The 26,372-nt window shown below is 64.9% G+C and carries 30 protein-coding genes; 14 read left to right on the top strand and 16 right to left on the bottom strand.

From position 1 onward, the window contains the following. The first annotated feature begins 3 nt into the window (after positions 1–3). The 7 genes from AC0MRV_RS01460 to AC0MRV_RS01430 all read left to right on the top strand — a co-directional run bounded on the left by AC0MRV_RS01460 (position 4) and on the right by AC0MRV_RS01430 (position 4,882). Entirely contained in the window at positions 4–774 is a 771-nt protein-coding gene (locus AC0MRV_RS01460; protein WP_472762644.1) for an ABC transporter ATP-binding protein, read from the top strand. Between the two features lie 40 nt (positions 775–814). Continuing rightward, the gene (locus tag AC0MRV_RS01455) at positions 815–1,033 is read left to right on the top strand and encodes an antitoxin MazE-like protein (RefSeq protein ID WP_472762643.1); all 219 of its coding nucleotides are present in this window, start codon (positions 815–817) and stop codon (positions 1,031–1,033) included. After that, complete coding sequence (locus AC0MRV_RS01450) at positions 1,030–1,359, top strand: type II toxin-antitoxin system PemK/MazF family toxin (protein WP_472762642.1); 330 nt, start codon at positions 1,030–1,032, stop codon at positions 1,357–1,359. The genes AC0MRV_RS01455 and AC0MRV_RS01450 overlap by 4 nt, the downstream gene beginning before the upstream one ends. Before the next feature lie 52 nt (positions 1,360–1,411). Beyond that, a complete protein-coding gene (locus AC0MRV_RS01445; RefSeq protein ID WP_472762641.1) occupies positions 1,412–2,416 on the top strand; it encodes an MlaD family protein in 1,005 nt (334 codons plus the stop codon). 46 nt (positions 2,417–2,462) lie between these two features. Next, positions 2,463–3,068, top strand: a complete 606-nt coding sequence (locus tag AC0MRV_RS01440) for a PqiC family protein (RefSeq protein ID WP_472762640.1) — start codon at positions 2,463–2,465, stop codon at positions 3,066–3,068. An 84-nt stretch (positions 3,069–3,152) separates the two neighbouring features. Then, a complete protein-coding gene (locus tag AC0MRV_RS01435) occupies positions 3,153–3,533 on the top strand; it encodes a hypothetical protein (protein WP_472762639.1) in 381 nt (126 codons plus the stop codon). 83 nt (positions 3,534–3,616) lie between these two features. Beyond that, on the top strand, positions 3,617–4,882 hold the full coding sequence (locus AC0MRV_RS01430) for a hypothetical protein (RefSeq protein WP_472762638.1): 1,266 nt from the start codon (positions 3,617–3,619) through the stop codon (positions 4,880–4,882). Positions 4,883–5,015: 133 nt separating this feature from the next. On the opposite strand, the gene AC0MRV_RS01425 is transcribed toward AC0MRV_RS01430, so the two are convergent. The 4 genes from AC0MRV_RS01425 to AC0MRV_RS01410 are packed head-to-tail and all read right to left on the bottom strand — an operon-like array spanning position 5,016 to position 8,831. Then, entirely contained in the window at positions 5,016–6,731 is a 1,716-nt protein-coding gene (locus tag AC0MRV_RS01425) for a GspE/PulE family protein (RefSeq protein WP_472762637.1), read from the bottom strand. Then, positions 6,718–6,924, bottom strand: a complete 207-nt coding sequence (locus tag AC0MRV_RS01420; protein ID WP_472762636.1) for a hypothetical protein — start codon at positions 6,922–6,924, stop codon at positions 6,718–6,720. Before AC0MRV_RS01420 ends, AC0MRV_RS01425 begins: the two co-directional genes overlap by 14 nt. Before the next feature lie 5 nt (positions 6,925–6,929). Continuing rightward, positions 6,930–7,319: a response regulator transcription factor gene (locus AC0MRV_RS01415; RefSeq protein WP_472762635.1), complete on the bottom strand. Its 390-nt coding sequence runs from the start codon at positions 7,317–7,319 to the stop codon at positions 6,930–6,932. 12 nt (positions 7,320–7,331) lie between these two features. Continuing rightward, positions 7,332–8,831, bottom strand: a complete 1,500-nt coding sequence (locus tag AC0MRV_RS01410; RefSeq protein ID WP_472762634.1) for a sensor histidine kinase — start codon at positions 8,829–8,831, stop codon at positions 7,332–7,334. A gap of 152 nt (positions 8,832–8,983) precedes the next feature. Between AC0MRV_RS01410 and AC0MRV_RS01405 the strand changes: the two genes are divergently transcribed. Together AC0MRV_RS01405 and AC0MRV_RS01400 are read left to right on the top strand one after the other, a co-directional pair. Beyond that, on the top strand, positions 8,984–9,466 hold the full coding sequence (locus AC0MRV_RS01405; RefSeq protein ID WP_472762633.1) for a TspO/MBR family protein: 483 nt from the start codon (positions 8,984–8,986) through the stop codon (positions 9,464–9,466). A gap of 269 nt (positions 9,467–9,735) precedes the next feature. After that, positions 9,736–10,764 carry a FecR domain-containing protein gene (locus AC0MRV_RS01400; protein WP_472762632.1) on the top strand — a complete coding sequence of 343 codons (1,029 nt, stop codon included), beginning with the start codon at positions 9,736–9,738 and terminating at the stop codon, positions 10,762–10,764. A gap of 34 nt (positions 10,765–10,798) precedes the next feature. Here AC0MRV_RS01400 and AC0MRV_RS01395 read toward each other — a convergent pair whose 3' ends face one another. The 7 genes from AC0MRV_RS01395 to AC0MRV_RS01365 all read right to left on the bottom strand — a co-directional run bounded on the left by AC0MRV_RS01395 (position 10,799) and on the right by AC0MRV_RS01365 (position 17,372). Further along, complete coding sequence (locus AC0MRV_RS01395) at positions 10,799–11,674, bottom strand: aldehyde dehydrogenase family protein (protein ID WP_472762631.1); 876 nt, start codon at positions 11,672–11,674, stop codon at positions 10,799–10,801. A gap of 64 nt (positions 11,675–11,738) precedes the next feature. Beyond that, positions 11,739–12,128: a GxxExxY protein gene (locus AC0MRV_RS01390; RefSeq protein WP_472762630.1), complete on the bottom strand. Its 390-nt coding sequence runs from the start codon at positions 12,126–12,128 to the stop codon at positions 11,739–11,741. A 28-nt stretch (positions 12,129–12,156) separates the two neighbouring features. Beyond that, positions 12,157–13,650, bottom strand: coding sequence for an aldehyde dehydrogenase family protein (locus AC0MRV_RS01385; protein ID WP_472762629.1), 1,494 nt, complete (start codon positions 13,648–13,650; stop codon positions 12,157–12,159). 123 nt (positions 13,651–13,773) lie between these two features. Continuing rightward, complete coding sequence (gene deoC / locus AC0MRV_RS01380; protein ID WP_472762628.1) at positions 13,774–14,709, bottom strand: deoxyribose-phosphate aldolase; 936 nt, start codon at positions 14,707–14,709, stop codon at positions 13,774–13,776. Between the two features lie 52 nt (positions 14,710–14,761). After that, positions 14,762–16,399, bottom strand: coding sequence for a DUF7305 domain-containing protein (locus AC0MRV_RS01375; protein ID WP_472762627.1), 1,638 nt, complete (start codon positions 16,397–16,399; stop codon positions 14,762–14,764). Beyond that, positions 16,396–16,950, bottom strand: coding sequence for a PulJ/GspJ family protein (locus AC0MRV_RS01370; RefSeq protein WP_472762626.1), 555 nt, complete (start codon positions 16,948–16,950; stop codon positions 16,396–16,398). Before AC0MRV_RS01370 ends, AC0MRV_RS01375 begins: the two co-directional genes overlap by 4 nt. Then, positions 16,947–17,372, bottom strand: coding sequence for a type II secretion system protein (locus tag AC0MRV_RS01365; protein ID WP_472762625.1), 426 nt, complete (start codon positions 17,370–17,372; stop codon positions 16,947–16,949). The genes AC0MRV_RS01370 and AC0MRV_RS01365 overlap by 4 nt, the downstream gene beginning before the upstream one ends. Positions 17,373–17,516: 144 nt before the next feature. On the opposite strand from AC0MRV_RS01365, the gene AC0MRV_RS01360 reads away from it, so the two are divergent. After that, on the top strand, positions 17,517–18,449 hold the full coding sequence (locus tag AC0MRV_RS01360; protein ID WP_472762624.1) for a hypothetical protein: 933 nt from the start codon (positions 17,517–17,519) through the stop codon (positions 18,447–18,449). Positions 18,450–18,458: 9 nt separating this feature from the next. Here AC0MRV_RS01360 and AC0MRV_RS01355 read toward each other — a convergent pair whose 3' ends face one another. Further along, the gene (locus AC0MRV_RS01355; RefSeq protein ID WP_472762623.1) at positions 18,459–19,508 is read right to left on the bottom strand and encodes a Gfo/Idh/MocA family protein; all 1,050 of its coding nucleotides are present in this window, start codon (positions 19,506–19,508) and stop codon (positions 18,459–18,461) included. A 232-nt stretch (positions 19,509–19,740) separates the two neighbouring features. Here AC0MRV_RS01355 and AC0MRV_RS01350 point away from each other — a divergent pair, with 232 nt between their 5' ends. Then, positions 19,741–20,511, top strand: a complete 771-nt coding sequence (locus tag AC0MRV_RS01350; protein ID WP_472762622.1) for a hypothetical protein — start codon at positions 19,741–19,743, stop codon at positions 20,509–20,511. A gap of 1 nt (position 20,512) precedes the next feature. Here AC0MRV_RS01350 and AC0MRV_RS01345 read toward each other — a convergent pair whose 3' ends face one another. Then, positions 20,513–21,016 carry a GNAT family N-acetyltransferase gene (locus AC0MRV_RS01345; RefSeq protein WP_472762621.1) on the bottom strand — a complete coding sequence of 168 codons (504 nt, stop codon included), beginning with the start codon at positions 21,014–21,016 and terminating at the stop codon, positions 20,513–20,515. A gap of 143 nt (positions 21,017–21,159) precedes the next feature. On the opposite strand from AC0MRV_RS01345, the gene AC0MRV_RS01340 reads away from it, so the two are divergent. Together AC0MRV_RS01340 and AC0MRV_RS01335 are read left to right on the top strand one after the other, a co-directional pair. Then, a complete protein-coding gene (locus tag AC0MRV_RS01340) occupies positions 21,160–21,525 on the top strand; it encodes a YciI family protein (RefSeq protein ID WP_472762620.1) in 366 nt (121 codons plus the stop codon). Next, a complete protein-coding gene (locus AC0MRV_RS01335) occupies positions 21,522–22,835 on the top strand; it encodes an RNA polymerase sigma factor (RefSeq protein ID WP_472762619.1) in 1,314 nt (437 codons plus the stop codon). Before AC0MRV_RS01340 ends, AC0MRV_RS01335 begins: the two co-directional genes overlap by 4 nt. 21 nt (positions 22,836–22,856) lie before the next feature. Here AC0MRV_RS01335 and AC0MRV_RS01330 read toward each other — a convergent pair whose 3' ends face one another. Beyond that, positions 22,857–23,627 (bottom strand): hypothetical protein, encoded by a 771-nt coding sequence (locus AC0MRV_RS01330; protein WP_472762618.1) that lies wholly within the window; start codon positions 23,625–23,627, stop codon positions 22,857–22,859. A gap of 109 nt (positions 23,628–23,736) precedes the next feature. Further along, complete coding sequence (locus AC0MRV_RS01325; protein WP_472762617.1) at positions 23,737–23,961, bottom strand: hypothetical protein; 225 nt, start codon at positions 23,959–23,961, stop codon at positions 23,737–23,739. Between the two features lie 196 nt (positions 23,962–24,157). Here AC0MRV_RS01325 and AC0MRV_RS01320 point away from each other — a divergent pair, with 196 nt between their 5' ends. Continuing rightward, on the top strand, positions 24,158–25,219 hold the full coding sequence (locus tag AC0MRV_RS01320) for a histidine kinase (protein ID WP_472762616.1): 1,062 nt from the start codon (positions 24,158–24,160) through the stop codon (positions 25,217–25,219). Here the strand turns inward: AC0MRV_RS01320 and AC0MRV_RS01315 are convergent. After that, positions 25,216–26,358, bottom strand: coding sequence for an MFS transporter (locus AC0MRV_RS01315; RefSeq protein WP_472762615.1), 1,143 nt, complete (start codon positions 26,356–26,358; stop codon positions 25,216–25,218). The genes AC0MRV_RS01320 and AC0MRV_RS01315 overlap by 4 nt on opposite strands. Positions 26,359–26,372: the final 14 nt, after the last annotated feature.

Here is a 26,372-nt window from a genome sequence, read left to right as displayed (position 1 = left end):
CCCATGTCCGAAGCCACCACCACCACCGCCCCCCTGATCGTTGCCGAAGACCTCGCCATCGGCTACGACGGCAAGGCGCTCATGGAGCACCTCAACTTTGCCATCACCCCCGGCGAAATCTTCTTCGTCATCGGCGGCTCCGGTTGCGGCAAGAGCACCCTGCTGCGCCACCTGATCGGATTGCTCCCGCCCATCCACGGCGACGTGCAGATCTTCGGCCAGTCCTTCGTCAAGACCTCCGCCGAACAGCGCCGCGAGATGCTCAAGTCCTTCGGCGTGCTCTACCAGGGTTCGGCGCTCTGGTCGTCGCTCACCCTCGCGGAGAACATCATGTTGCCGCTCGAGGAATACACCGCGCTCTCCAAACGCGACCGCCAGCAGATCGCCCGCCTCAAACTCGGCCAGGTCGGGCTCTGCGGCTACGGCGACTACTACCCGAGTGAAATCTCCGGCGGCATGAAAAAGCGGGCCGGCCTCGCCCGCGCCCTCGCCCTCGATCCGGCCATCGTGTTCTTCGACGAACCCAGCGCCGGCCTCGATCCCATCACCTCGCGCGAACTCGACGAACTCATCCTGCGCATCCGCGCCGACCACGGGACCACCTGTGTGATCGTGTCCCACGAACTCGCTTCCATCTTCGCCATCGCCGACCGCGTCATCCTCCTCGACAAGCAGGCCCGCACCATCATCGCCGAAGGCCCGCCCAAGGAGCTCGCCGCCCACAGCACCGACCCGCGCGTGTTAACCTTCCTCCACCGCGGGGACCGCTTGTAAGCGCACTTGACCCGGCAAAACCCAGTAACATGTTACCGACATGTCCGCACGCAAGCGCCCGACCTCCGGTCCGACCGACAAGATGACCGCCTATCGCGAGCGTCTGCGGCGCCAGGGTTTACGGCCGGTCCAAATCTGGGTGCCCGACACCGAAGCCGCCGGCTTTGCCCAATCACTCGCAGCGCAGGTTGGTCACCTCAACGCGACCGACGAGCGCACCGCCCTCGCATTTATCGAACACGTCGCGGAGGACGCGTGAAGCGCGGTGAAATCGTGCTTGTCGCCGCGCCCGGTGACTTCGGCAAACCCCGACCCGCCGTCGTGGTGCAGGCCGATGCCCTCACCGATGCCGGCATCAGCAGCATCCTCATCTGCCTCATCACCAGCCATCTCACCGATGCACCCCTGTTTCGCATTCGACTCGAACCCGCGGACGCAAACGGCCTGCGCAAACCCTCCGATATCATGACCGACAAGGTCCTTGCGGTTTCCCGCGAACGAATCGATCGCACAATCGGATCGCTCGATTCAACCACGCTTGTTCGTCTCAACCGCACCCTCGCTTTCGTCATGGGACTGGGCTGACCGCCCTTCCTGACTTCCCCTTTCCGCTCACTCCCTTTCACTCTCACGTTTCATGAAGACCAAGGTCAGCCCCACCGTTGTCGGTTTTTTTGTGCTCGGGGCCATGCTCATCGGCATGATCGGGCTCTTCTCCTTCGGCAGCCTCAGTTTCCTGCGCAAACCGCAGCGCTTCGTCGTCTACTTCGATGAATCCGTTTCCGGCCTCGACGAAGGCTCACCGGTCAAGTTGCGCGGTGTGCGCGTGGGCCGCGTGACGCAGGTCAACCTCACCTACGACGAATCCACCAAATCCTCCGTCGTCGCCGTGCTCTGCGAACTCAACCGCGCCGTCATGAAGGACACCGCCGGCGACCTCATCGACTTCACCGACCGCGGCGAAATTGAAAACCTCATCGACCACGGTCTGCGCGCCCAACTCGGCGTCATCGGCCTCGCCACCGGCCTGCTCTACGTCGAACTCGATTTCCGCGATCCCACCGAATACCCCGCCGACGCCCTCGACCGGGTGCCGGTCGACTACGCGGTCGTCCCCGCCGTGCCCTCCGCCATCTCGGAATTCCAGGCCACCTTCAGCGAAATCCTCGCCAAGGTGAAGGACATCGACTTCGCCGGCATGGCCACCGAACTCCACGGTCTGCTCGCCGACAGCCGGCGCCAGATCAACGCCCTCGATGTGGCCGCGCTCAACACCGAGCTCACCGCCACCGCCAAGTCCGTCCGCTCGCTCGCCGAAAATCCGCGCATTCCCTCCATCCTCGACAACCTCGACGGCGCCCTCGCCGACCTGCGCACCACCCTGCAGCGTGTGGAGAGCAACATCGATCCCACCGCCGCCGAACTTGCCGAAACCCTGCAACAGGCCCGCGCCTCCCTCGCCGCGCTCGACGAGGTGTCCGCCACCGCCAACCAGTTCATCGCCGCCCAATCCGGCCTCGGCGCCGAAGCCACCATCGCCCTGCGCCAACTCGGCGAAGCCTCCCGCGCCATCGCCCGCCTCGCCGACTTCCTGGAGCGCAACCCCAACGCCCTCCTCACCGGCCGCGCGCCCACGCCCTGAGCATCTTTCTCTTTCCTTTTATCTTTCTCTTTCTCCCCGCCGACCGATGACCCGTCCCATTCGCCTCCCCGTCCTCGCCCTGCTCGGCACCTTCGCGCTCACCTTCCTCACCGGCTGCCAGATTTTGCCCGAAGCCCAGCCCGACCCGACCCGCTTCTTCCTCCTCGACGAACCGGCCCCGGTCGCCAGCGCTCCGGCCACCGACGCCGTGACCATCGGCCTCCTGCCCATCGAGGTCCCCGTCTACCTGGCCGACAGCCCGGCCATGGCCGTGCTCGATAACCGCAATCAGGTCACCTACCGTGATTTCGATCGCTGGGCCGAGCCGCTCGACAAGGGCATGACCCGCGTCCTGCGCGGCGCCCTGGCCAACCAGGCCCCGATTGCCCGCGTGCTCGCCCCGCCCTTTCCCCTGCAACCCGAACGCGCCTACGACCTGCAGGTGCGCATCGTCGACGCCGCGCCCACCGCCGCCGGCACCCTGCGTTTTACCCTCAGCTACACGCTGTCCGCCCCGAGTGGAACACTGTATCGAAACGGTAACTACACTCATCCCGCCTCGACCTGGGACGGCACCCCCGCCGACCTTGCTCGGGGCCTGAGCGACGCCTTGACCGCCGCCGCCCAGACCATCGCCGGCGATCTACCCTGATTCGACGGCCGCTAAGCCGAACCACGAACTCCCCCCCGACCGGAGTTCGACCCCGCCCCTGAGCCGACCCGCCGAAGGAAAGCCATGAGCCATACCCTATCGTTCGACCCTGCACGCAATTTGATCACTGTCGCCACCGCCGGCGCCCTGCAGGCCGCCGAGTTCGTCACCATGATCGCCGAAACCGGCGAAGCCGCCCGCGCCCACGATTGCCGTCGCGTGCTCGTCAACCACGCCCACGCCACCGTCCGCGAACTGAACAACGACGAAATCCGTTTCGTCGCCGACACCTGCGTCTACCTCAACCCCATCCTCTCCGACGGCCGGCTCGCTGTGCTGATGCACGAAGCGATCGACTTCGGCCTGGGCCGCATGTGGCTGAGCTTCACCGAAGGAAAATTGAGCTACGAAAGTCAGATATTCCGTCAGGAATCCGCTGCCCTGGCCTGGGTGCTGGAAGGCTGAGAAAGGCGAAATCTTTTGAAACCAAGCGGCGGCGCGGCGGGTGAAAGGGGTGTCGCGCCCCCTCAGCGCGGCTAGAACTCACCATGCATCCTCGCACCCTCCTTTCCTGCCTCCTCACCGCCGCAGCGCTCGCCGCCACCAGCGTGGCCGAACCTGTCTCGCCGCCCGAGGACGAACTGCCGCTCCAGCTCGCGCCCTTTGTGGTCAACGGCGACGCCCTTGCCGTCACCATCCACGCCCGCAACAGCGGCGACCGCCGCTACGCCGAGAAGTTTTCCGACGAAGTCCTGCGTGTCGCCTACGATACCCTCGAAGGCACCAGCTCACCGGGTCGCGGACTCATCATCGTGGGCGACGAGGGCGAACCGCATCCGCTCTGGATCTTCCGTAAATTCCTCGCCATGGCCGAGGCCGGCCAGCTCCAGCCCGCCGTCGCCGCCCGCGCAACGGAGCTCCAGGCCACCCTCGCCAAATGGGAGGAGAAGATCGACCTGGGCAGCGAAGAGAGCGACATTGGCCTCACCTTCGACCTCGTTGTGCCCGCGCTGCCCTTCCCCCTCGAAGGGCTCGGCACCGCCATTTACCAAGTGGCGTGGATCCACGAGTTCGACGTCGAGCAGGTGGAGTTCGCCTTCCACGACCTCACCGCCGCCGACCTCGAGAACAACCGCCTCGCCCGCTTCCACTGGGTCTATTTCCTGCCGCCCAAGAATGCCTTCGACCGCGTGATCGATGTCGTGTTGCCCAACGTCATGGCCAAGGAGGAAATGGGGTTCTTCACCCGCGCGGCCGTGCGGGGCGCCCTGGTGGTATTCAAACCCACGATACGCAAAGCCGTCGAAGGCGTGCGCAAGGGCCTGCTCTTCCGCAGCATCCTCACCACCCGCAGTGAGTGGTCGGAGGATGACATCGATGGCCTCACCGAGGCCTACATCAACTCGATCATGCCCGACTTCAAGTTCAACGACGGACGCAACGCCACCCACGCCCGGGCGATGGAAGCGATCGAGGAGCAAAAGGTGAAAAACGCTGAATACGCCAAGGACCCGTTCATCTCGCCCGAACGCCTCGCCGACTTCGACCGCGCCGGCTACGCACGTTTTGTCGGCGACTATCAGGACACCGACGCCGACGAGGTCACCCACCGCTTCCGCATCACCGAAGACGGCGCCTTCCATTGGACTTATAAGGAGCAGGACCCGATGGTCTTCCACCCGGCGGGCCCCAACCTCCTCGTGATTGAGGACGGCAAGATGACGATCGAGTTCCTGGAGGACGAACACGGCGCCCTCACCGGCGTCGAAGAACGCTGGAAACGCCGCCGCAAAACCGTGCCAGTCGCGCCCTAAACGCCGCGCCGGAGACACGATCGCTGTAGCCGGGCTCGGTGAGCCCGGGTCTGATCCAACGAAAGCCGGCGCTGCGTTGCCCCCTCCGCCATTCCCTCCGGGGTCACCGACCCCGGCGACAGCGAAGCGTGATTCAGGACACGTATTCGATCGGCGTGGCGGCTTCGACTTCTTCGATCGTCGTCAGGCCGAGCAGCACTTTCTTGAGGCCGTCGTAGCGCAGCGGTCGATAACCGACCTTGCGGGCAGCGTCGGTGACCTCTTCGAGATTGGCCCGGTTGGCGATGAGCCCGCGGATCTCGCGGTTGACCACCAACAACTCGTGGAAGGAGATCCGGCCGTGGAAACCGGTGTGATCGCAGTGTTTGCAGCCGACACCGCGGTGGAAGAGCACCTTCTCCGGGAAGGCCTCGTCGGAGAAGTAACGCCGCAGCACCTCCTCGCTCGGCTCGTAGGATTCCTTGCATTTTTCGCAAATGCGCGGGACCAGGCGCTGCCCCATCACCGCCACGACGGAGGGTGCGATGAGGTAGTTATCGACGCCGATTTCCTGCAGGCGGACAAAGACTTCCGGCGCACTCTTCACGTGCAAGGTGGTGAGCACCAAGTGACCGGTGAGCGCGGCTTCGGTGGCGATCTTGGCGGTCTCCGCGTCGCGGATTTCACCGACCAACAGGATGTCCGGGTCCTGGCGCAACAGCGCGCGGAGCATCTTCGCAAACGACAGTTCGATGCCGTGATGCACCTGCGTCTGGTTGACGTGCTCGAGCTTGAGCTCAATCGGGTCCTCAATGGTCGAGATGTTGACGTCGGGCTGGTTCAACTCGGCCAAGGTCGAGTATAACGTGGTGGTTTTGCCCGAGCCGGTGGGACCCGTCACGAAGATGATGCCCGACGGGCTCTTCATCACACGTCGATAGGGCTCCAGGATCGACTGCGAGATCATCATCTTATCGAGCGTGAGCATCTTGCGCAGGCTCATGTTGCCGAGCAGGCGGATGACCGACTTCTCGCCGTATTGCGACGGGATGGAGGAGTAACGGAAGTCCGCGTTGCTGGATCCGACCGAGATCGAAAAACGTCCGTCCGCCGGGAAGCGGGCTTCGGTGATATCGCACCCGGCCAGGATCTTGAGGCGGATGGTCACCGCCGGGTGCAGCGAGCGCGCGTAGGTGAGCAGCGGCCGCAACGATCCATCGATGCGATAGCGCACCGTCACCTCCGACTCCATCGGCTCGATGTGGATGTCGCTGGCGTCCTTGCTGATCGCGAAATAGATGAGCGCGTCGACGAAGGTCACGACCTGCTCGGAGTCGGCCAACTCGCGGATCTGTTCGCCGCCCTCGGCCAGTTCGACGCCCTCCGCCAGCAGCGCTTGCGCCTCGGCGAGGTTACACGCCTCGGCGAGGGACTCTTCGGTTGCGTAGTGGATGCGAATGAGATCCGCCACCTCGCTCGGGGGGGAAAAGGCCGGGCTCACTTCCATCTGCGCGACCATGCCGAGACGACGCACGAGGGCTTCGTCCTCGGGATGGGCCATCACGACGGTCAACACGCCGTTGAGGATGTAAACCGGGAGCGCGACCGCCTTGGTCGCGATCTCCGCCGGAATGGCCGCGAGCGCCTCGGCGGTCACGATGGACGTGAGCGGGTCGACATAGGAGAAATTCACCTGCCCGGCCCAGAGGCGGCAGATCTCGGTCTTGTTGACGTGACCAGAGCGGATGAGTTGCTCGACCAGGTCCAGCTCGCTCTCAGCGGTCAGAGCGAGGGCGTTGAGATCGATCGTGCGGGAAAAGGTGCGCAGGCCGCGGATGGCCTTGAGAAACTCGGGATCAATCTTGGCCATCGGAGTCGGGGCTGGGGGTGGCGGCTTTGAAGAGACGACGGATTTCATCCTGCTTGAGCTTCTGCATGCCGGCCGCGCCGGTGAGCCGCTCGTGGGTCACTTCCTTGAGAATTTCGGCCATCGAATAGCGCTCCTCAGCCATCGACCAAGAGGCGTGCAACGGGGTTTGCGGCGCGGGCGTTTCGTCGCTCATGGGAATCAGGATTGGGGGGTGATGGTCTGAATGATCTCGCCCAGCGTGGCGGAGATCTCGTCCAGCGGGGTATCCTTGAGGATGTAACCGCGCGCGCCGTCGATGAGAGCCTGCTCCACCGCCCGCCGCACGTCGACCGAGGTGACCATGACCACGTTGGCTGACGGATCGCGTTCGCGCAGCGCATGCAGGGTTTCGAGCCCGTCCATGCCCACCATGTTGATGTCGAGCAGGACGAGGTCGGCGCGTTGCGCCGCGTAGGCGTCGAGCCCTTCCTGGCCGCTGGACGCGGTGGCAATGGTGGCGTCTTCGCAAAGGTCTTCGAGCAACATGCTCAGGAACCGTTGCACGTGTGGTTCGTCATCGACGATGAGGCAGTGCTGGGGGAATGGCATAAGGCAAAGGGGTTAACCGGAAGGCTGGGCAGGTTGGGCCGGCAACCGGAGCCAAAACCGGGCGCCGTGGCCGAGCTGACTCTCGCAGCCTACGCTGCCGCCGTGGCGTTCGGCGATGGTTTTAACGATGGACAATCCGAGTCCGGTGGAGGTCTCGCCGCCGGTCGGCCGGGCGGTGAGTTTTTGGAACTTCCCGAAGAGCTTCGCTTGGTCCTCCGCGCTCAGGCCCGGACCCTGGTCCCGGACAGAGAACTCGGCCTCGCCGGTCGCCGCATCGAGCCGCACCTCGACCGTCACGGCGTCACCGGATGATGAATACTTGACCGCGTTGCTCACGTAATTGTCGAACGCTTCGCGCGCGAGCTGACGATCCACCGCGGCCACCACCGGCTCGCCGTCGGCCAGGCGTAGGTTGATCTGCTTGCGCGTCGCGGCCGGGCTGCTGAAGCGGATCACCTCGACTGCGATCTCGCGCAGGTCGGTCGGCTCGGCCTTCAACTCCATCCGACCAGCCTCCATGCCCTCGTTGAGCAGGATGCCGCGCACAATTTCCGACATGTGTTCAGCCGAGCTCTGGATGCTCTCCAGCGACTCGATCTCCGCCGCGGTGCGATCATCGGGCGGGAGCTTGCGTTTGCGGCGTAGGAGCAGGCCCGCGATGCCCGCGATGGCCGCCAGCGGATTCTTCAGGTCGTGCGTGGCGACGGCCAGCAGTTCGCCCTTGGCCGCCTTGGCTTGGTCAGCTCGGTCCCGCTGCGCCCGCATGTCCGCTTCCGCCGCCTCGATGCGGTGCAGGTGCTCGAGGTCCTGACGACGCCCGACCACTGCGATCCGCGCTAGAAGCAGACTCACAAGGACGGCGATCCCGAAGGCGACCAGGCCGAAGTAACGGATCTCGTTGAGGCGGGTATGAAAGCGTTGCAGCGAAAAATGCACCCCGGCGTAGCCCACGTAGTTACCCTTCGCATCAAAGAGGGGGTATCGCGCATTGATGAACGACCCGAAGTCATCGGTGTAGGGAATCCGGAAAACGTAGGCTTCACCCTTTCGCAGGGTGGCATCGGCGGCCTCGTTGCCCGGCGGCGTGTGGTAGCGCTCGAGCAAGGGCGAGGGAACCGGATCGAGCCCATTCGCCTGCTCGTGTGCGATCACCGTCGGGTCGTTGGTCGTATCCAGAATCACCCACTCATCGCCGGCCTCATCGACCCGCATGGTGTAGGCGTAGATCACGTTCTCGTGGCGCAGGTGAAACGCAACGAGAGGCGCCAACAGGGTCGCGTAGCGCGGGGAGCTTTGTTGGTCCGGACTCACCAACTGCTCGTGTTCATCGACGTCCACATAGGCCGCCACCACTGTCGCCAAATCGGCCACATGGTGGCGGAGCATCTCCGCATGATCCTCAAGCGCGTGACGGTAGAAATAGACCAGTGCCCCGGTGCTGTTACCCAGAACCAACAGAAATACCACGGCGCCCAGCGCACGGGGACTGAGGTTGAGAAGCCGATTTATCACAACAGGTTGTTGGGGTGTGTGTTCAGCGCGACCGCGGCGGAACTTGAAGGATCGGCACGGGTAGCGCAAGCCACTGGCATTGGCGAGTAACAAGGCGAGAAATCGGAGCGATTCACCGGTTGCGAATCCGGCGACCCACCGTTTCGTGCCGCATGACTTGGAAACCTTGGCTGAGCCTTGCTGGCTTCCTGCTCGCGGCCTTCGCCGCCGGCGCCATCGGCGGTGGCGCCACGGCCGGCAGTGTGCGGGAATGGTATCCGACCCTCGCCAAACCCGCGTGGACCCCGCCGAGCTGGGTGTTCGGGCCGGCCTGGACCACCCTCTACGTGCTCATGAGCGTCGCGATGTGGCGGGTGTGGGAGCGCCGCGCCGAGCTCCCGGGCGCCACGGCCACCCTCCGATTGCACGGCGTGCAACTCGTCCTGAACGCGCTGTGGTCGATCTTGTTCTTTGGCCTCCGCCGCGCCGATCTCGCACTGGTCGAGATCGGCGCGTTGTGGGTCTTTCTCGCGCTTCTCCAGGTGAGGCTCTTCCGCCACGACCGCTCCGCCGGCTGGATGTGGTTGCCCTACCTCGCGTGGGTCAGCTTCGCCACCGCACTCAACGCCAGCATCTGGTGGCTCAATCGCGGTTAGGGTCCGTATCACCCCGGGCATTCATACCGAGAGTATGAGGGGAATTCACCTTAATTTAGCCAATTACTTGCAACACCTCCTTGTAAACGAAACGCCCTGCGACTGGCTGCGCGACCCCAACCGCGCTGCTCAACCCGGAGCCCCGCTCCATCGGCTTCCGCGCCATGTCGCCTTCTCGCCAGTCCCTTTGCTTAGCCTCAGGTCCGGATACCACCGACCGACGAAGCCCGCGTCTTCCCCGCGCCAAGCACCGACCGTTTTATTTGGGGATGCTGGTGCTGGTCTGGATGACCGTCGGTGCCAGCGAAGCCGCCCGCCCCGACCCCACCAGCAAGTTCTACGTCCTGGGCCTCGAAGGGAACACCGAGCTGGTCTCCCCGGATCGCATTGAGCAGCTGCAGCCAAAGTCGCTGCACAACGCCCAGGGCACCACGATCATCACCGGGGAAGACGCCTCCAACAGCTTGGTGCTGTCCAATGGCACCGCGCTGTATTTCTCCGGCGACACCCGCATCGACATCGTGACCTTTCGCCAATCCGGCTTTCTGCCCGAACGCACCAATCTGGAAGAGGAGCCATCCATTTCCTCGACCGAAGTGATGGTGCCACGCGGCGCTGTGGCCATCAGCACGCCGACCCTCTCGCCGGGCTCCACCATGGTCTATGTCACCCCCCACGGCGTGGTCTCCGTGCATGGCGGCACCATCGTTATCGAGGTGGATGCGGGCGAAACCCGGGTCACCGTCGTCGAAGGCGCCGCCACGGTGGTCGGTGATTCACCGAAGTCCGGTAACCGCCGCATCGGCGCCGGCGAGCAAGTTGTCGCGCGGCATACGGCCACCGGCACCCGCCTCGTCACTCAGCCGATTTCCACCGTCGCCGCCAACTTTGTGAACGACTTGGCGCAAAGTTCGCAGAACGCGCGGCGATCCGTCTATTTCGAAACCAAGCCGTTGCCAGCGACTCCTCCTTCGGCCACCGCGTCCGTCGAACCCACCGGGAGCAGCGACCCGGCGGAGGACGAGGAGGCGGAGCCTCCCGCGGCAGAGTCCGAGTCTGATCCGGATGCCCCTCCGCAGGCCGGCGATGTCCTCGAAGCGAGCTCCCCCGACTTCGCCGCCGGCGCCGCGGCCAGCCCCACCGCCTTCGCCGACGCCGGCTCGGGCCAGCTCGCCATCTTCGGCCAGTCCACTGCGACGGAAAGCCCGCCCCAATCCTTGGATGTGCTGTTCCCGGTGGAGGTCACTCCGGTTACGGTTGCCGAAACCGTGGTGAGCCCCTCACGCATCGGCCCCTGAGACTCGGCTTCCGCCTCGCGGGGCGCGCCACCGATCAGGCCCCCACTGGGTGCCAGGTCGTCTTGAACTCGAGCAGATCGCGGATGGCGTAAAGCGACGGCACCGGTCCGTTGCCGGCGAGCCAGTCGACCGGTTCTTCGGCCTTCAGCAGGCGGGTGCGCTTCACGCTGTCGGCCGACTTCTTCTCCACCATCGCCCGGTCCTCTGCTCCCAGCACGCCACTGAGCGCGCGGATGCCCACATGGGTTGCCATGGTCGGCACCATCTCCGCCCGGAAACCGGTGAGCAGATTGACCACGCCTCCCGGCAGGTCGCTCACCGCCAGCATCTCGCCCAACACGATGGACGCGTAGGGAGCGGTCTCCGAAGCAAGGGCGACAACGCTGTTGCCCGAAACGATGGCCGGCAGGATGAGGGTGAGCAATCCGAGCAACGGCGCTTCGTCCGGCGCCACGACGGCGACCACGCCCATGGGCTCGGTGACGGTGAAATTGAAGTGCGGCGAGGCCACGGCATTCACGCTGCCGAGCAGCTGCTCGTATTTGTCGGTCCAACCCGCGAAGTGCACGATGCGATCAATCGTGGCGACGACCTCGGCCTTGGCGGCGGCGGCGGACACGCCCTTGGTGAGCATCAACGCGGCTTCGAGTTCGGCCGCGCGCGGCTCGATCATCTCGGCCAGCCGGTAAAGGATCTGCCCGCGGTTGTAACCCGAGCGCCCCGCCCAGCCGGCGCCGGCCTTCGCCGCCACTTCGACCGCGTTGCGCACATCCTTGCGGGTGCACTGCGGAATGTGGGCAAAGAAGTTCCCCGCGGCATCGTTCAGCGGAAAGGTCCGCCCGCTCTCCGAGCGAATGAACTTACCCCCGACATAACACTTGGGCGTTTTGGTCACAGTCAGACGAGACATGGCAGAAGAGGGACGGTGTTTTGTTTTTAACCACGGATGGACACGGATAAACACAGATAGGATTTCATACGATAACTCGGTCCCACTGCAGTTTGGCGTGCTTGAAATTTAAGATCAGGCCCACCCGCAGGCCCGAGATGCGAAGGTAGTTCATCATCTGACCACGTTCGTGATCAGTGATCCGATCAATGACCTTGGTATCCACGATGACCGTATTCTCGATGATGAGGTCAGGGATGTAGGTGCCGACCGTGACACCCTTGTAGTCGATATCAAAGACACTCTGTTGCGAGTAGGCGAGGTCGCGCAGTCCACATTCCACCACCAAGGCGTTCTCGTAGGGCTTCTCCTTCAGCCCATGCCCCAGCTTGTTCACGATCTCAAACGCGGCACCGATGATCTCGTGGGTGATCTCACCCGCCTCCAGATCCAATCCGTGTCTATCCGTGTTCATCCGTGGTAACAAACGCGTCCAGCCCGGCTCAGGTCAGTTTGACGTAGTCGCCGAGGCCCTGGAGGCCGCCTTCGCGGCCGAAACCGGATTCCTTGTATCCACCAAACGGTGACGCGGGGTCAAACTTGTTGTAGGTGTTGGCCCAGACGACCCCGGCCTTGAGCGCCGTGCTCATTTTGAGGATGCGCGAGCCTTTGTCGGTCCAGACGCCGGCACTCAGGCCGTAGGCGGTGTTGTTGGCCTTTTCGATCGCCTCCTCGACGGTGCGGAAGGTGATGATCGACAAGACCGGGCCAAAGATTTCCTCGCGCGCAATGCGGTGACTAAGCTCGACGCCGCGGAAGAGCGAGGGGCGAAAGAACCAGCCCTTTTTCGGCAGCGAGCAGCTCGGCTGGAACAAGTCCGCGCCCTCGTCGACGCCGCTTTTCACCAGCTCCGTGATCTTGTCCAACTGCGTCTTGGAATTGATCGCGCCGATGTCGGTGTTCTTGTCCATCGGGTCGCCCACCCGCAGGGTCCGCACACGATTCCGCAACCGCGTGAAGACCGCGTCGGCCACACTCTCCTGCACCAAGAGGCGGGAGCCGGCGCAACACACGTGGCCCTGATTGAAGAAGATGCCGTTGACGATGCCCTCCACCGCCTGATCGAGCGGCGCGTCGTCGAAGACGATGTTGGCGGCCTTGCCGCCGAGCTCGAGCGTCAGCTTTTTGCCGGTGCCCGCGGTGGCGCGCATGATGACCTTGCCCACTTCGGTCGAGCCGGTGAAGGCGACCTTCGCCGCGGTCGGGTGATTGATGACGGCCGCCCCCACTTCACCAGCTCCGGTCACGATGTTGACCACGCCGGGCGGCAGTCCGGCCTCAGCCACGATCTCGGCAAATTTGAGCGCGGTGATCGACGTCGTCTCGGCCGGTTTGAGCACGACCGTGTTGCCGGTCGCCAGGGCCGGCGCGAGTTTCCAGGCCAACATGAGCAGCGGGAAGTTCCACGGGATCACTTGTCCGACCACCCCGTGCGGCACCGGCGTCGCGCCGGGGAAGGCGTAAGCGAGTTTGTCGGCCCAGCCGGCGTGATAAAAGAAATGCGCGGCGGCCATCGGCACATCAAAGTCGCGCGACTCTTTGATCGGCTTGCCGCCATCGAGCGTCTCAGCCACTGCAAATTCGCGGGCGCGGTCCTGCAGCAGGCGGGCGAGCCGATAGAGGTATTTGCCGCGCTCGGCGCCGGACAGGGTCGCCCATGCAGGGGCGGCCTGGGCCGCGGCCGCGTAGGCGGCATCAACGTCCTTGGCCGTCGCGTGCGGGATCTCGGCCAAAACCTGTTCGTTCGCCGGGTTGATCGACGCGAAGTATTTGCGCCCGCTGGGCGCGACAAATTTACCGCCGATGAAGAGCTTGTAGCGCTGCTGGAGCTTCGGATCGGCCGACTCCGGGGCGGGATCAAACGCCCACAGATCACCAAAGATCAGCTCAGGCTCAGCGCGACGGGAACGGGATTTTTTCGGAGCAGCAACAGGCATGGGAAGGGGGATTTTAACCACGGATGAACACGGATGGACACAGGTTCTGAGAGCGGTGGGAAGATGGCATGGCGCCGTCGCATCTGTGTTTATCTGTGTTCATCCGTGGTAGAAAAAATGCGGTCAATAGGAGCCGGCGGCTTCACTGAATTCGTAGGACGCCCGGTAGGCGCCGGTCTTCATTTTCACGAGCTGACGCAGCAAGTCGTTGAGCAGGGAGGAGGCACCAAAACGGTAGCAGCGGTTGTTCAACCACTCGTCGCCGAGGGTTTCTTTCACCGCGATGAGGAAGGTGAGGGCCTGTTTGGCGGACTTGATCCCGCCGGCGGGCTTCATCGCGATGGGCACCCCCGTATCCAGATAATGGTCACGGATGGCATCGAGCATCACCTGGTTGTTGCCCAGTGTGGCGTTGGCCGAGGTCTTGCCGGTGGAGGTCTTGATGAAGTCGTTCGGTCGGATCACCCGCATGGCCAGAAACGATGCCGCGCGGATGTTGTCATAGGTCTCCAATTCGCTGGTCTCGAGGATGACCTTGAGGGTCGCGTCCCCGCAGGCCTCCACCACTGCGCTGATTTCGTCCTGCATGCGCCCGAACTCACCGGCGAGAAAGGCGCCGCGATTGATGACCATGTCGATCTCATCCGCGCCGTCGGCCACCGCCGCTTTCACTTCGGCGAGGCGTGTCTTGATCGGCGCCTGGCCGCTGGGGAAGGCGGTCGCCACCGAGGCGATGCGCACACTCGCCTTTTCGCCCAGCGCCGCGCGGGCGTGTTTCACCATCGAGGGATACACGCACACGGCCGCGACCTGCGGGATGTCGGCGTCGTCGTGGGGGTGCAGCGCCTTGGCACACAGGGCGTGCACCTTGCCGGGCGTGTCCTTGCCCTCCAGCGTCGTCAGATCGACCATCGTGGTGGCCAGCTTGAGACCGGCGATCTTCGAGCCGGTCTTGATGGAACGGGTTGCGTATTTGGCCACGCGCTCCTCCACCCCGACCGCGTCAACGGTCCCAATTTCACTCCACAAACGACGGAAAGCGGCAGCTCCGGAAGGCATGGCGGGAAACGTCGCGCAAACCCTGCTCGAAGCCAAACGCAAAGATGGGATCCTAAAACTCGGCCCCAGGCGGTAGCAGCGCGGCGACTTCGGCGGCCACGATCTGCTTCCAGTCGCGCAACTGCACATGGAAGTCCTTGGCAGCGCCGGTGCGACCCGCCTGGCCGCCGATGACCGAGCGTGCATCGCACAAGGCATCGCCGGAACGAACGTCGTAATAAAAGTCCACCTCGTTCACCGTGCGGACCGCCTTCGCTGCGATCGAACCGCGCACCTCGGTGCGCGGCAGACCAGGCGAACCCCTGACCGTCACCACCGAATCCGGCGCGTGTATCAAACCGGAAAATACGCTGAAGCCCTCCATCTGGACGGCATCCGAGCCCATGGTGTGCAGCACAAACTGCGACGGCGCCCAATCGCCGCACTGTAGCGCCAGCACCGCGAGGTTCTGCACGTAGATCGTGAGCGTGGCGTCGCCCAGGAGGCGCAGCTCCCCGCGCAGTTCGACGCCTTTGTCCACCACGACGACCACGTCGCCCTCCACTTGCATGACCTGTCCGGGCGGCAGCACCATGTCATCCTTGAAGTGCACCCGCGTTTTCGAGGCGGGACCACCGAGATCGTAAATGGGATTGCCGCCCCCCGCGCCGGTCGCCGGAACGGCAGGGGTGGGCAATACCACCACGGTGGTAGTCGTCTGGCGGTGCGGATTGCCGGTTTGGCCTGGCTGGTGCGGATTGCCGGTTTGCCCGGCTTGGTGGGGATCAGCGGTGCCACCCGGTGAGCCCACGGTGGTCGTGGTCGACAGCGTCTGCCCGCCAACGGCTCCTGTCGCCGTCGCCTTGGGCTGGCGCAACCAACCCTCCTGTTCGACCCAGGTGTGGTCCACTTGCGGCGGCACCGTCGGGCAGAAGTTGCCGGCAAAGTCGTGCGTCACCCGATTCGGATCGAACAACACGTCGGCCGGGGTATGCGGGCCCTGCAAACGGGTGCCATTCATCGCGATCCCGGCGGGCGGTCGGTATTGGGGCGTCCCGCCGCCGGTCCGCACCGTGCCGCGAATAAAACCATGGCCCAGATTGATCGCACCATCCCGCGCCGAGGCTGAGCCGAGCGCGGCGTCGTAGCCAAAGTTGTGCTGCCAATCCGGACGGCCAAAGTTCAGGTCGCTGTCGTAACTCGAGACCCGCACGCCTTCGCCGCCGGCATTTTGCAGGGTGAGATCCTCCCGCACTGCGATCACATAACCAGGGCCCGTCAATGGTCCCTCCAACAGCTCGACCGTCGCCTGGATCGCCCGCAGCTCGACCAAGTCTTCCCGGTGCTTCGCGTGGCCGATCGATTTGACGAGATACACCTGCGAATTGGCCGGCCGCGACAACAGGATGCGTTGCGCGCCGACGTTCCCCCGCCCCAGATCCGTGTCCGGCAGCCGCAGCACCGTGGCAAAGTCCTGATGCTCGAGGCCCGCATTCGGATCGGGACTCCACTCGCCCGCGCGGATACGTCGCGCCGCCTCTTCCAGTCCGGCTTCGGCGAGGTAGTAGGCCGCGTTCTCGAGATGCGCGCGGTGCGCCGTGTTCAACTCATCAAATGCGGTCTTGTAGAGCCGAGCCGTCACCGTGACGAGCACCGCCGCCAAAATGAGGGCCACCAGCAAAACCGAACCTCGTTCCGAACGCATGTTCATGGCAAAACCACCCTGCGCAGTTGGAAAAGACTGGAGGTGAACACCGCCGCGCGTCGGTCGATTCCCCCACCCGGCGAATGGTGGTCCGGCACGAGCGATATTCGCACCGCGTTCACCTCCGCAGCCGAAATCGCCGGCACCTCCGCGCCATTGGGGCTGCGCCGAAAATACTCAAAACTGCCGTCGACCAGCCGGCGCATCAGCACTTGCGACTGACCGTTTTCCATCCGCACCAAGGTGCCGGCCGCCCCATCCACCTGATACTCGACCTGCCGATCCGCGGTGTCCGCATCGTCGTAATACCGCACCCGGAGCTCCAGGCGGCTGGGCGACATCTGGGTGATTGCGACCACATTGCGCAGATCCAGCGCGAGCCGCGATTGCACTTGGATGAAGCGGTTGACCTCCACCATGTCCTCTTGGGCTGCCGTGAAGCTGCGCTGGAGGGAAATGAACGAGGTCAAGATTCCGACCATCGCAAAGGACGCCAGCGCCGTGGCCAACAAAACCTCCGCGAGGGTCATGCCGGAAACCGACCGCACGGGCTTCATAAGGCGCCGACTCCTTCCCGGAAAAAGTCCGTCACCGCGTCCAGCTCGCCGGTGTGTTTGTCCACGGCCCACGCCACGCGAACGCGCACCCGGATGTAGTCCGGTTCCACGGTCTGGGGCTGCACCGTCCACCGCACCGGATACACCCCGGACACGCTTGGCGCCTGCACGATGCCGGTAAGTTGGGCGGGGTCTGCCAGACGCTGCTCCAACACCGCGAAATCCATCGCCCGATACTCCTCCAAGGTCGTGCTCAGCACCGTGTTGGCCCGCGCCGTCGCTTCGGCGACCACCGCCACCTCACGAATGCGCACCGCCGCCGTCATCACGCCGGCAAAGACCAAACCAAGGATCACCACGCCCAACGCCACCTCCAACAGGGTAAACCCGGCGCGCGAACGGAAATGGGAAAAGGGACGCATGGTGGAAATCGAGACCGGAAAACGCTCGCTAAGCCAGCAGCCCCACGCTCATCCCGCAAGTCGAGATGCCATTCTCCTGCGATTCCCGTGCAGTAGCCCGTTCTTTAGGCTTGGCGCTGCCCCTGCGCCGGACACCTCTTCCGCATGCGCGCACTCGTGCTTTCAATCGCATTCCTCACCGTCTTCGCCGGCTGCACCACCCTGCCCCCGCGCACCATGGGCTACGGTCCGGCCGAGGAACTCGCGCGCATCAGTCAGCCGGATCTGGCCGAGATCAGCGGCATTGCCCGCTCCCTCACCCAGCCCGGCGTTTACTGGGTGCACAACGACAGCGGCGACACCGCGCGCATCTTCGCCATCAACTCGCAAGGGCGCCTGCTTGGTGAGGTGCATCTCGCCGGTATCGCGGCGCGCGACTGCGAGGACATCGACACCTTCCGTATCGGTGGCCGCAATTGGATCCTGTTGGCCGACGTCGGCGACAACGATGCCGTGCGCGACGACCTGCGTTTCCAGTTCTTCCCCGAACCCGACCCTGCCGAGCTGTCGCCCGAGCGCCCGCTCACCATCACCCCCGCCCACACCTGGCAGGTCGCCTATGTCGATGGGGCCCGCGACTGCGAAGGGGTGACCGTCTCGGAAGAAACCGCCGAGATTCTGCTCATTTCCAAACGCACCGAGCCGCCCGTGCTCTACACCCTGCCCTTTGCCCAGGGCCCCGCCACCACCGCGACCATCCACATCGCCCACCCCGTCACGCCGCTGCCTGGCATCGAGCCCCCGACCGCCGCCGAACGCGCCATCCCGGGCCGCCTCGGCCAATTCCGCGCCCAAGTCACCGCCTTTGACCTCTGCGACGGCGGCGACTGCGCGGCCGTGCTCACTTACGGCAACATCTGGTTGTATCAGAAACGTGGCAACGAGCCCTGGACCACGGTCTTCACCCGCCCCCCGGCCCGCATCCCGGTGACCGGTCTGCCCCAGGCCGAAGCCCTCTGCTTCGCCCCCGACAGCCACGACCTCATCGTCACCACCGAACGCCTGCCCGCCCCCCTGCAGCGCTACCCGGCCAAATAAGCGGTCGGCTCATTCCACCCGCACCGGGCGGCCGGTCTCGCCAGACTTGTAGAGCGCGGTGATCAGCGCCACGGCCTTGCGCGCCTCGGGACCATCAATCATCGGCGGGCGTTTATCCCGCACCGCCACGACCAGATCCTCGATCTGTCGACGGTGGCCCTCGATGGAAATACCCGCCGGATTCGAGGCTCCCGAGCCCAACTCGCCGGAAGCCGCTGCCCGAATCGCCGCGTCCTCGGGCTGCTCCTCGCGAAACGTCCACTCGGTGATCAAGCCGTCCTCGTAACGGACCGAACCGTTCTCGCCGCAGAGCTCGATGCGCAGCGACCAGCCCGGCCACGCCGCCGTGGTCGCCTCGATCGTGCCGAGCGCTCCGCTCGGGAAACGCATCACCGCCACCGCCGTATCCTCCGCTTCGATACCCGTGTGCACCCGGCGCGTTTTGAGCGCGCTCACTTCCTCCGGCAGGCCGGCAAACCATTGCAGGAGGTCCACCCCGTGAATCGCCTGGTTCATCACCGCCCCCCCGCCGTCGAGCTTGAGCGTCCCCTTCCACGGCGAACCTTTGTAATACTCCTCCGTGCGAAACCACTTCACGTAGCAACCCGCCGTGGCCAACCGACCGAAACGTCCCGCATCCAGCGCCGCCTTGATCTTGCGCGCGCCGTCGCTGAAGCGGTTCTGAAAAATCGGTGCGAGCTTCACGCCCGCCATGCGTGCCTCGGCGATGATTTTGTCCGCCCGCGCCGTGGTGGCTTCGAGCGGCTTCTCCACCACGACATGCTTGCCCGCGCGAACCGCCACGAGCGCCGGCTCGAGGTGCGCACCACTTGGGGTGGTCACGCAGATCGCATCCACGTCCGGACGGGCCACCATTTCCTCGACCGAGCCGGTCAGCGCGACCGCACCATGCTTGGCCGCAAAGGCCGGCCCTTTCTCCGCCGATCGGCTCACGACGCCCACAAGGCGCGCGCCGTCGACGGCGTTGATGGCTTGGGCATGCACCCCGGCAATCATGCCGGTGCCGACGATGGCGAATCCGAGGGGTTGATCAGACATGGCCGATAACAAAGCCGACCCCACCGAGCACGTCCAGACCGCGAAATCGACGGACCCTTTTCGTGCAAAATGCCGGATCAAACCGCCGTGTAGGGTGACCTCCTATGCCATCATCACAATTTCAAGGTATTCCATGGTTGCTCCACCCATTCATCCCTATTCCGGTTGAACACAGATGACCGATGGTCCGAATTCGCGCGGGAAACAATCCCTCCCGCGTTCCCGCCCTTTCTTGTTCGCACTGGCCTTGGCTGCGACCTTCGCGCCTGCGACCCGGGCGGCGGAAACGGCCCACCCCGGATTTCCCACCCAAGGCCTCACCGTGCATGATTGCGATCTAGGTTGGATGCTGCGCGAGCTCACGACGGGCCCGGCCGAGGCCGCGGTCGATCTACTCCGCGCCGCCGAGCGCGACGCCATCGGAATCGACCCGTCTCGCGACGAGACTGCCCCGACGCTGGAGGAGGTGCGCAACGCCGAACGTGTGCTGCGGGAGCAGGCACCGACGTGCCCTTGGAATGCCATCGCCCGCGGACGCCTCGCCAGTCTGCTGGCAACCGAAAACCGCGCGGCCGAATCCCGGCAGGCCGCCAGCCGGGCCGCCGAACTGGCCCGGGACCAGCTCAATCGCACGGATCTCCAAACCACCACCCGTATCCGCCTCTTTGATACCCTCCACATTGCGGCAGCCTTTGCGCAACTCGATCACCACGAGGCGCAGGCCGCCGCCCTCTTCCGGGAGGCGATCGGCGGGCTCGAAGCAGAGGCCCCCACCTCCCCTCAGCTGTTGTCCAGCTACGTCGATTATGGTGTGCTGCTCTATCAGGCCGGCCGCAATCGCACCCTGGCCGGCGTGCTGCTGCGGGTCGACGAATTGCTGCCCGCCGGCCCCAATCCGGTGGCCCTCGCAATCCAACGCACCAACGCCGGCACGGCGCAGCTGCGACCCGGTTATCCCACGATTGACGAGGTCGGTGAAATGCTGCGCGCAGCGGCCGATTGATTCAGTCCCCGTTGTTCACGGGCTTCGTCAGAAAGATCGCCTCCCCCGCGCCATCCTGCAGCGCGTAGCGCTGGAAGCCGGCGGCGAGGTAGGTGCGCAGGGCTTTGTGATTTTGATCGAGCACTTCGAGAGTGAGCTTGCAGCAGCCCTCCGCCCGCGCCTGCGCCTCGACCGCCGCCAGCAAGGCCCGCCCCACCCCGCGCCCGCGATGCGACGGCGCCACGCACACGTCGTGCAGGTTGAGCAGCGGCTTGGCCGCGAAGGTCGAGAAACCAAGAAAACAGACCGCCACGCCGACCGCCGCCGCCTCCTCGTAGGCGAGGAACACCCGGGTGGTCGGAAACGTCCGCAGACTCTCGATCAAGTTCGCCCGCGTTTCCCGCCGCAGCGGCGCACCATCCCCCATCGGGTCCTGGGAATACGTGTCGACCATCGTCAGCACGTCGGCCGCCTGCGCGACATCGTTCAAATCGGCCAAGATCACGCGCATGCTTGTTTCGCTCATGCCTTCACGAACGGCCAGCACCCCGGCTCTGTCGACCGCACAATCACTGTCTTTTCCGCGACAGACCCAAAAAATCCCTCCACCGTGTCCTCAGTCGTCCGCCCGGTTCGTGTAAGAGGTGAACCTGCCAACCCATCCTCATCATGACAGATCAAAACGAAAAATTACCGCAATACCTCCTCCTCTTCCGCGCCCCGCCCGATGACGGCCCCGAGCCCTCGCCCGAGGAGATGCAGGCCATCTTCGCGGTCTGGACGGCCTGGTCCGAAAAGGTCGGCGCCGAGGGCAAATACCACGGCGGCAATCCGCTCGAGGAAACCGGCAAAGTCCTCCGCGGCGAGCACGGAGAAACCATGACCGACGGTCCCTTCATGGAGTCCAAGGAGGTGCTCTGTGGCTACTTCCACATCAGCGCCATCGATATGGACGACGCCCTGCGCATCGCCCGCGATTGCCCCGGACTGGCCAACGGCATGTCCGTCGAAGTGCGACCCGTCATGGCGCATTGAACCCGCCCCCTGAATCGCCGACTCCTCCAGCCGACTCCGCCATCACGGCGGAGCCGGCCGCGCAGGTGCTCGCGCACACTTTTCGCCGGCACTACGGCCGGCTCGTCGCCATCCTCACCCGCCAGTTCGGTGCCGACCGCCTTGGGCTCGTCGAGGACGTCGTGCAGGACGCCCTGCTGCGCGCCGCCCAGGTCTGGCCCTACCATGGCGTGCCGCCGCAGCCCCTCGCCTGGCTCCTCACCACCGCCCGCCACCGCGCCATCGACCGCTGTCGCCGCGACCAACGTTGGCGCACCCAGGAAGCCGCCGTCGTCACCCACCTCGACCAACTCCGCGATCACCTCGCCGCCGCCCCCACCGCTGTATTCAACGATGAGATACAGGACGCCACCCTGCGCATGATGTTCGTGTGTTGTCACCCCGGTTTGGCCGGTTCGTCCCAGGTTGCCCTCATCCTCAAAACCCTCGCCGGTTTCGGCGAGCGCGAGATCGCCGCCGCCTTTCTCCTGCCCCGCAACACCATCGCCAAACGACTCGTGCGCGCCCGCCGTTTCCTGCGCGACGCCCAACCGCCGCTGGAGTTGCCGCCGCCAGACGAACTCACGTCGCGCACTGCGGCGGTGCTGCATGCCCTCTACCTGCTCTTCAACGAGGGCTACTGCGCCTCCGGGGGCGACCAGACCATCCGCGCCGATCTTTGCGCCGAAGCTCATCGCCTGCTCGCGGCGCTGCAAGCATCGCCGGTTGGACAAACCCCGGCCGCCTCGGCGCTGGCGGCGCTCATGTGCTTTCACCGCGCTCGTCTCGCCGCCCGGGTCGATCTCGACGGCAATACCTTGCTGCTGGTCGAGCAGGACCGCTCAACCTGGGACCGGCGGCTCATCCAAACCGGTTTTGCCCACCTGCAACGTTCCGGCCGCGGCGAAGAACTGACCCGCTACCATTGCGAGGCCGGTATTGCGGCCTGTCACTGTCTGGCGCCGACCTACGCCGCCACCGATTGGGCGCGCATCATCGCGCTTTACGAAAAACTGCACCGCATCGCGCCCTCGCCGCTGGCTACGTTGAACCACGCCGTCGCCTTGTTTGAACACGGCCAATCCGACGCTGCCCGGCAGCTGCTCGACCACCGCATCGACCCGACCACGCTCGATGGCCACCATCGCTTTCACGCCGTGCGCGCCCACCTGTTGCAGGATCACGATCGCGCCGCCGCCCGGGCCGCCTGCCAGCGGGCGATCGAACTCGCGCCGCTCCCCGCCGAGCGCCGGATCCTCGCCGCTCGACTGGCGTCCCTGTCCCCGCGTTGAATCACGCCGGTTCCGCCGCACCTACAACCGCTGCTGCATCACCTGCGCCGCCTGTTGCTGGCGCTCGGAATAGGTCTGGATCTTCGCCGCAATCTCGTCGAAGCGCGCCTGCGCGTCTTCATTCAGCCACTCGACATTGCCCGTTTCCGGCTCCACCTGCCATTCGTCGAAGCGCTCGGCGAGCAGCCGGTAAAGCTTGTCCATCTCCTCGTAGGTCTTGGATTCCAGGGAACGCATGGCGCGCATCGGGCCGATCTGGCGATTGAGCGGCTCCATGAACCCGGCGAGAAACTCCTCCTTCTGTTTCTCCGGAAAGTCCGACTCCGCAATGATGCTCTTCGCGTGTTCCTCCACCCCGTCGATGCTCGTCAACAAGGCTTCGTTGAGGGTCTTCAGCTCAAGGAGCGCCGCGCGGATCTCGGCCAGCCGACCCTCCTTTCGCCAGTTTACGGGATCGAAGGCGCCGTCCATGAAGCCCGCTGCCTGCCGCATGTAGGCGTTGCCCTGCTCCATGATCGGCCGCCCGACCTTCATGCCGAGTTCCAACATCACGCGGGTCGGCGGCGTCACCTTGGCGAGGGTCTCATCCATCAACTCCATCAGCTCCTGCTGCAGCTCCGCCGTGCGCGCGGGATCGGTCTCCTGCAGAATCTCCATCTGCAGCTCCCGGCTCCGGCTCTGCAGGTGAGCCACGAGGGCTTCATCTCCCGGCCCCTGCGCTCGCAGGACCGATCCTCCCCACCCCAGAACCAGCAGACAGAACAGGCGACGAAACAGTGGCACGAAAGTCATGCCCCCAACGTGCACCGTCCCTCCCGCCAAAGCGATGCAATTATGCCCCGCACGCGACCAGGGGATCATTCCCGGTCGCGCGTATCGATTCTTCAACTACAGCATCGCCTCAATCGAGGCGCGCGTATTTCTCCGCCGGAATCTTGAAGCGGTGCCCGGAATCCAGATCGGTGAAAATGTGCCAGTGCGGGTCATCGGTTTTGTGCACCGCGACCTCAAGCTTTTGGCCCGGCTCGTAGTGGTATTCCGCCGCGACCAGGACGTGGTCCTCGTGTTCGATCGCTTCGCCCAGTTCGCCGCTGTGCGGCTCTTTGATTTCAATATGCCAGTGCATGGGAGGTATGGGGTTATGCCTCCACTGGCAGTCGACGAAGGGCGGCGGCCAGCTTCGGCGTTTTTGAGACGGCTTCAACCTAACCGCACCGGCCCGGGCGTCGAGCCATCGTATACCGCGTTTCCTGCCAAACTCCACGCATCCGCGGAAACGCTTTCCCTTTGAAGTCGGTGTCAGGACCAACACGCTCAGACTCGTGTCCGCAAACGCCCCCATCGACCCGCAGCTCCTGGCCCGTGTGCGTGAACTGGCCGCCACCCACCTCCGGTCCAGCCGACCCGAGCGCTACGACGGCGGCGGGTTTGACATCACGTTGGACCACTTTCACCCCACCGACCAGAATCTCCTCCGCCGGCTCTACGCCGCGGTCAAAGAGTGCTTCGAGCTCTGGCGCTACATGCGCGAAGCACCCAACCATGACCTCATGGCGCGTCACCTGGTCAAGCAGTTCACCGGTCCCGCATTTAACGAGGTTGTCAGCCAACTTGGATACGCGACCCGGGAGAGCGCGCCTGACACGCCGCCCATGCTGCGCAAGGTGCTGCACGATGTGCGGGGTGGTGCCCTTGTCGGCATCGCCGGCTACGCCGACCTCATCGCCGACGTCGCGCCCAGTCCCACCGAACTCGCCCAGTGGGTTGAGATCGCGTCCTACATGACCCGTGACCACGCCAAACTCATGCGCAACGCGATTCCCGACATCGACCCCCTTGTGCGCGAGGCCGATGAAGGGCTCAAGGTGCACTACATCGACGACTTCGCGACCAAATGGTCCGGCGCCCGCATGCGTCACGGCGACCACTCCGCTCAGGTCACCGTGCACTGCGACTTTCACGGCAGCATCACCAACCGCTGCCTAGAAACCTCGGCCATCGACCGCGTGCTCTACAACTTTCTCAACAACGCCACCCGTTTCTCGGTCGATGGCCACATCGACCTCATCATCACCGCCATCAATCCGACCCTCATCCGCTGGGCGGTCAGCAACCAGATCAACGACGACCAAGCCCGGTGGCTTACCACACGTTTCGCCGAAGACCTGCGCCCGCTCTTCGCCGGCGGCCACACCCGCGGCGGCCAGGGCATCGGCCTGAGCAATTGCGCCGACTTCGTGGCGGCCAGCTGCGGACTTACGCCCCGCGAGGCCGTGGACGAAGGCTACCTCGGCGCCCGCCTGTATCAGAGCAGTTACTACGCCTGGTTCCACTGGCCCGCCTACGACGCCGGCGCCCGGAACATCCCCGACTGCGCCTGCTAGGTCAGGCGGTTCAGCCAGCGCACGAGTCCGGCCAACAGCGCGGCGCCAACCGCCACGATCACCATCACCGTGGTCGGGTCGCTCACCTCCACCACCCAGCCCATCGCCGCCGGCATCAGCGCCCCGCCCACGTAAGCCGCGCCAATTTGCCGGCCGATCACCACCTGCACCGCGGCGGGCGCAAACCGTTTTGGCACCTCATGCATCATGCTCGGGTAGACCGGCGCAAACCCCAGGCCCAAAGTCACCACCGCGGCCAGCGCGGCCGCCGAGTCCAGCGGCAGGCACAGCACCGCCCCGCCACCGACCGCCAGCATCGTGCCGCCGACCAACATCCGCCGGTTGCCCCAACGATCCACCACAAAACCGGTCCCGATCCGCCCCACCGTGATCGCCCCAAAATACAGCGACACCGCCAACCCCGCGGTCCCGAGCGCCACCTCCCGCGCCACCACCAGGTAAGTCGCCAGCCATAAACCGGCGCTCAGTTCGATCGCCACATACACCGCAAAAATCAACGCCGACAACCAACCCGCCAGGCTGTTCGCTCCCATCGTGGGCACGCGACCGCCCGGCTGCTCCGCCGCTGTCTCGGCGCTGCGCTCCGGCACCGCCCGCCACCACGACAGCGTCACCAAAAACAGGGTCGCCAAGCCCAACTGCATTCCGCCGATGATTCCGTAGCCGAGTCGCCATCCCGCCTCGCGTCCGATGACTTGCGCCATGATCAACGGCCCCGCCGTTGCCCCAATGCCCCAGCACGCGTGCAACCAGTTCATGTGTCGCCCGCTGTAGTGCCGCGCCACATACCCGTTGAGCCCGGCATCAACCGCCCCCGCCCCCAGCCCCAGCGGCAGCGCCGCCACCAAGAGCCAGCCGACATGCGTCGCCTGCGCGATCAGCAGCAACGCCCCGCCCGTCATCACGCAGCTCATCATCACCACCGGCCCTTCGCCAAAGCGCCGGATCACCCGCCCGCTGCCAAAACTCGACCCTGCCGAAAACAGCGTCACCCAAAGCATCAGCGGACCGGCCAAGCCCAAGGCCAAACCGAGGTCGCCATGCATCCGCGGCCACGCCACCCCCAGCGTGCCATCCGGCAGCCCCAGGCTGATGAAGCCCAGGTAAATGATCGGCAAAAGCCACCGCGTTG

This window comes from Actomonas spartinae, assembly GCF_051209155.1.
Classification (GTDB): Bacteria; Verrucomicrobiota; Verrucomicrobiia; order Opitutales; family Opitutaceae; genus Actomonas.
The sequence above is the reverse complement of the archived record's forward strand: the minus strand, read 5'-3'. Positions and strand labels throughout refer to the sequence as shown.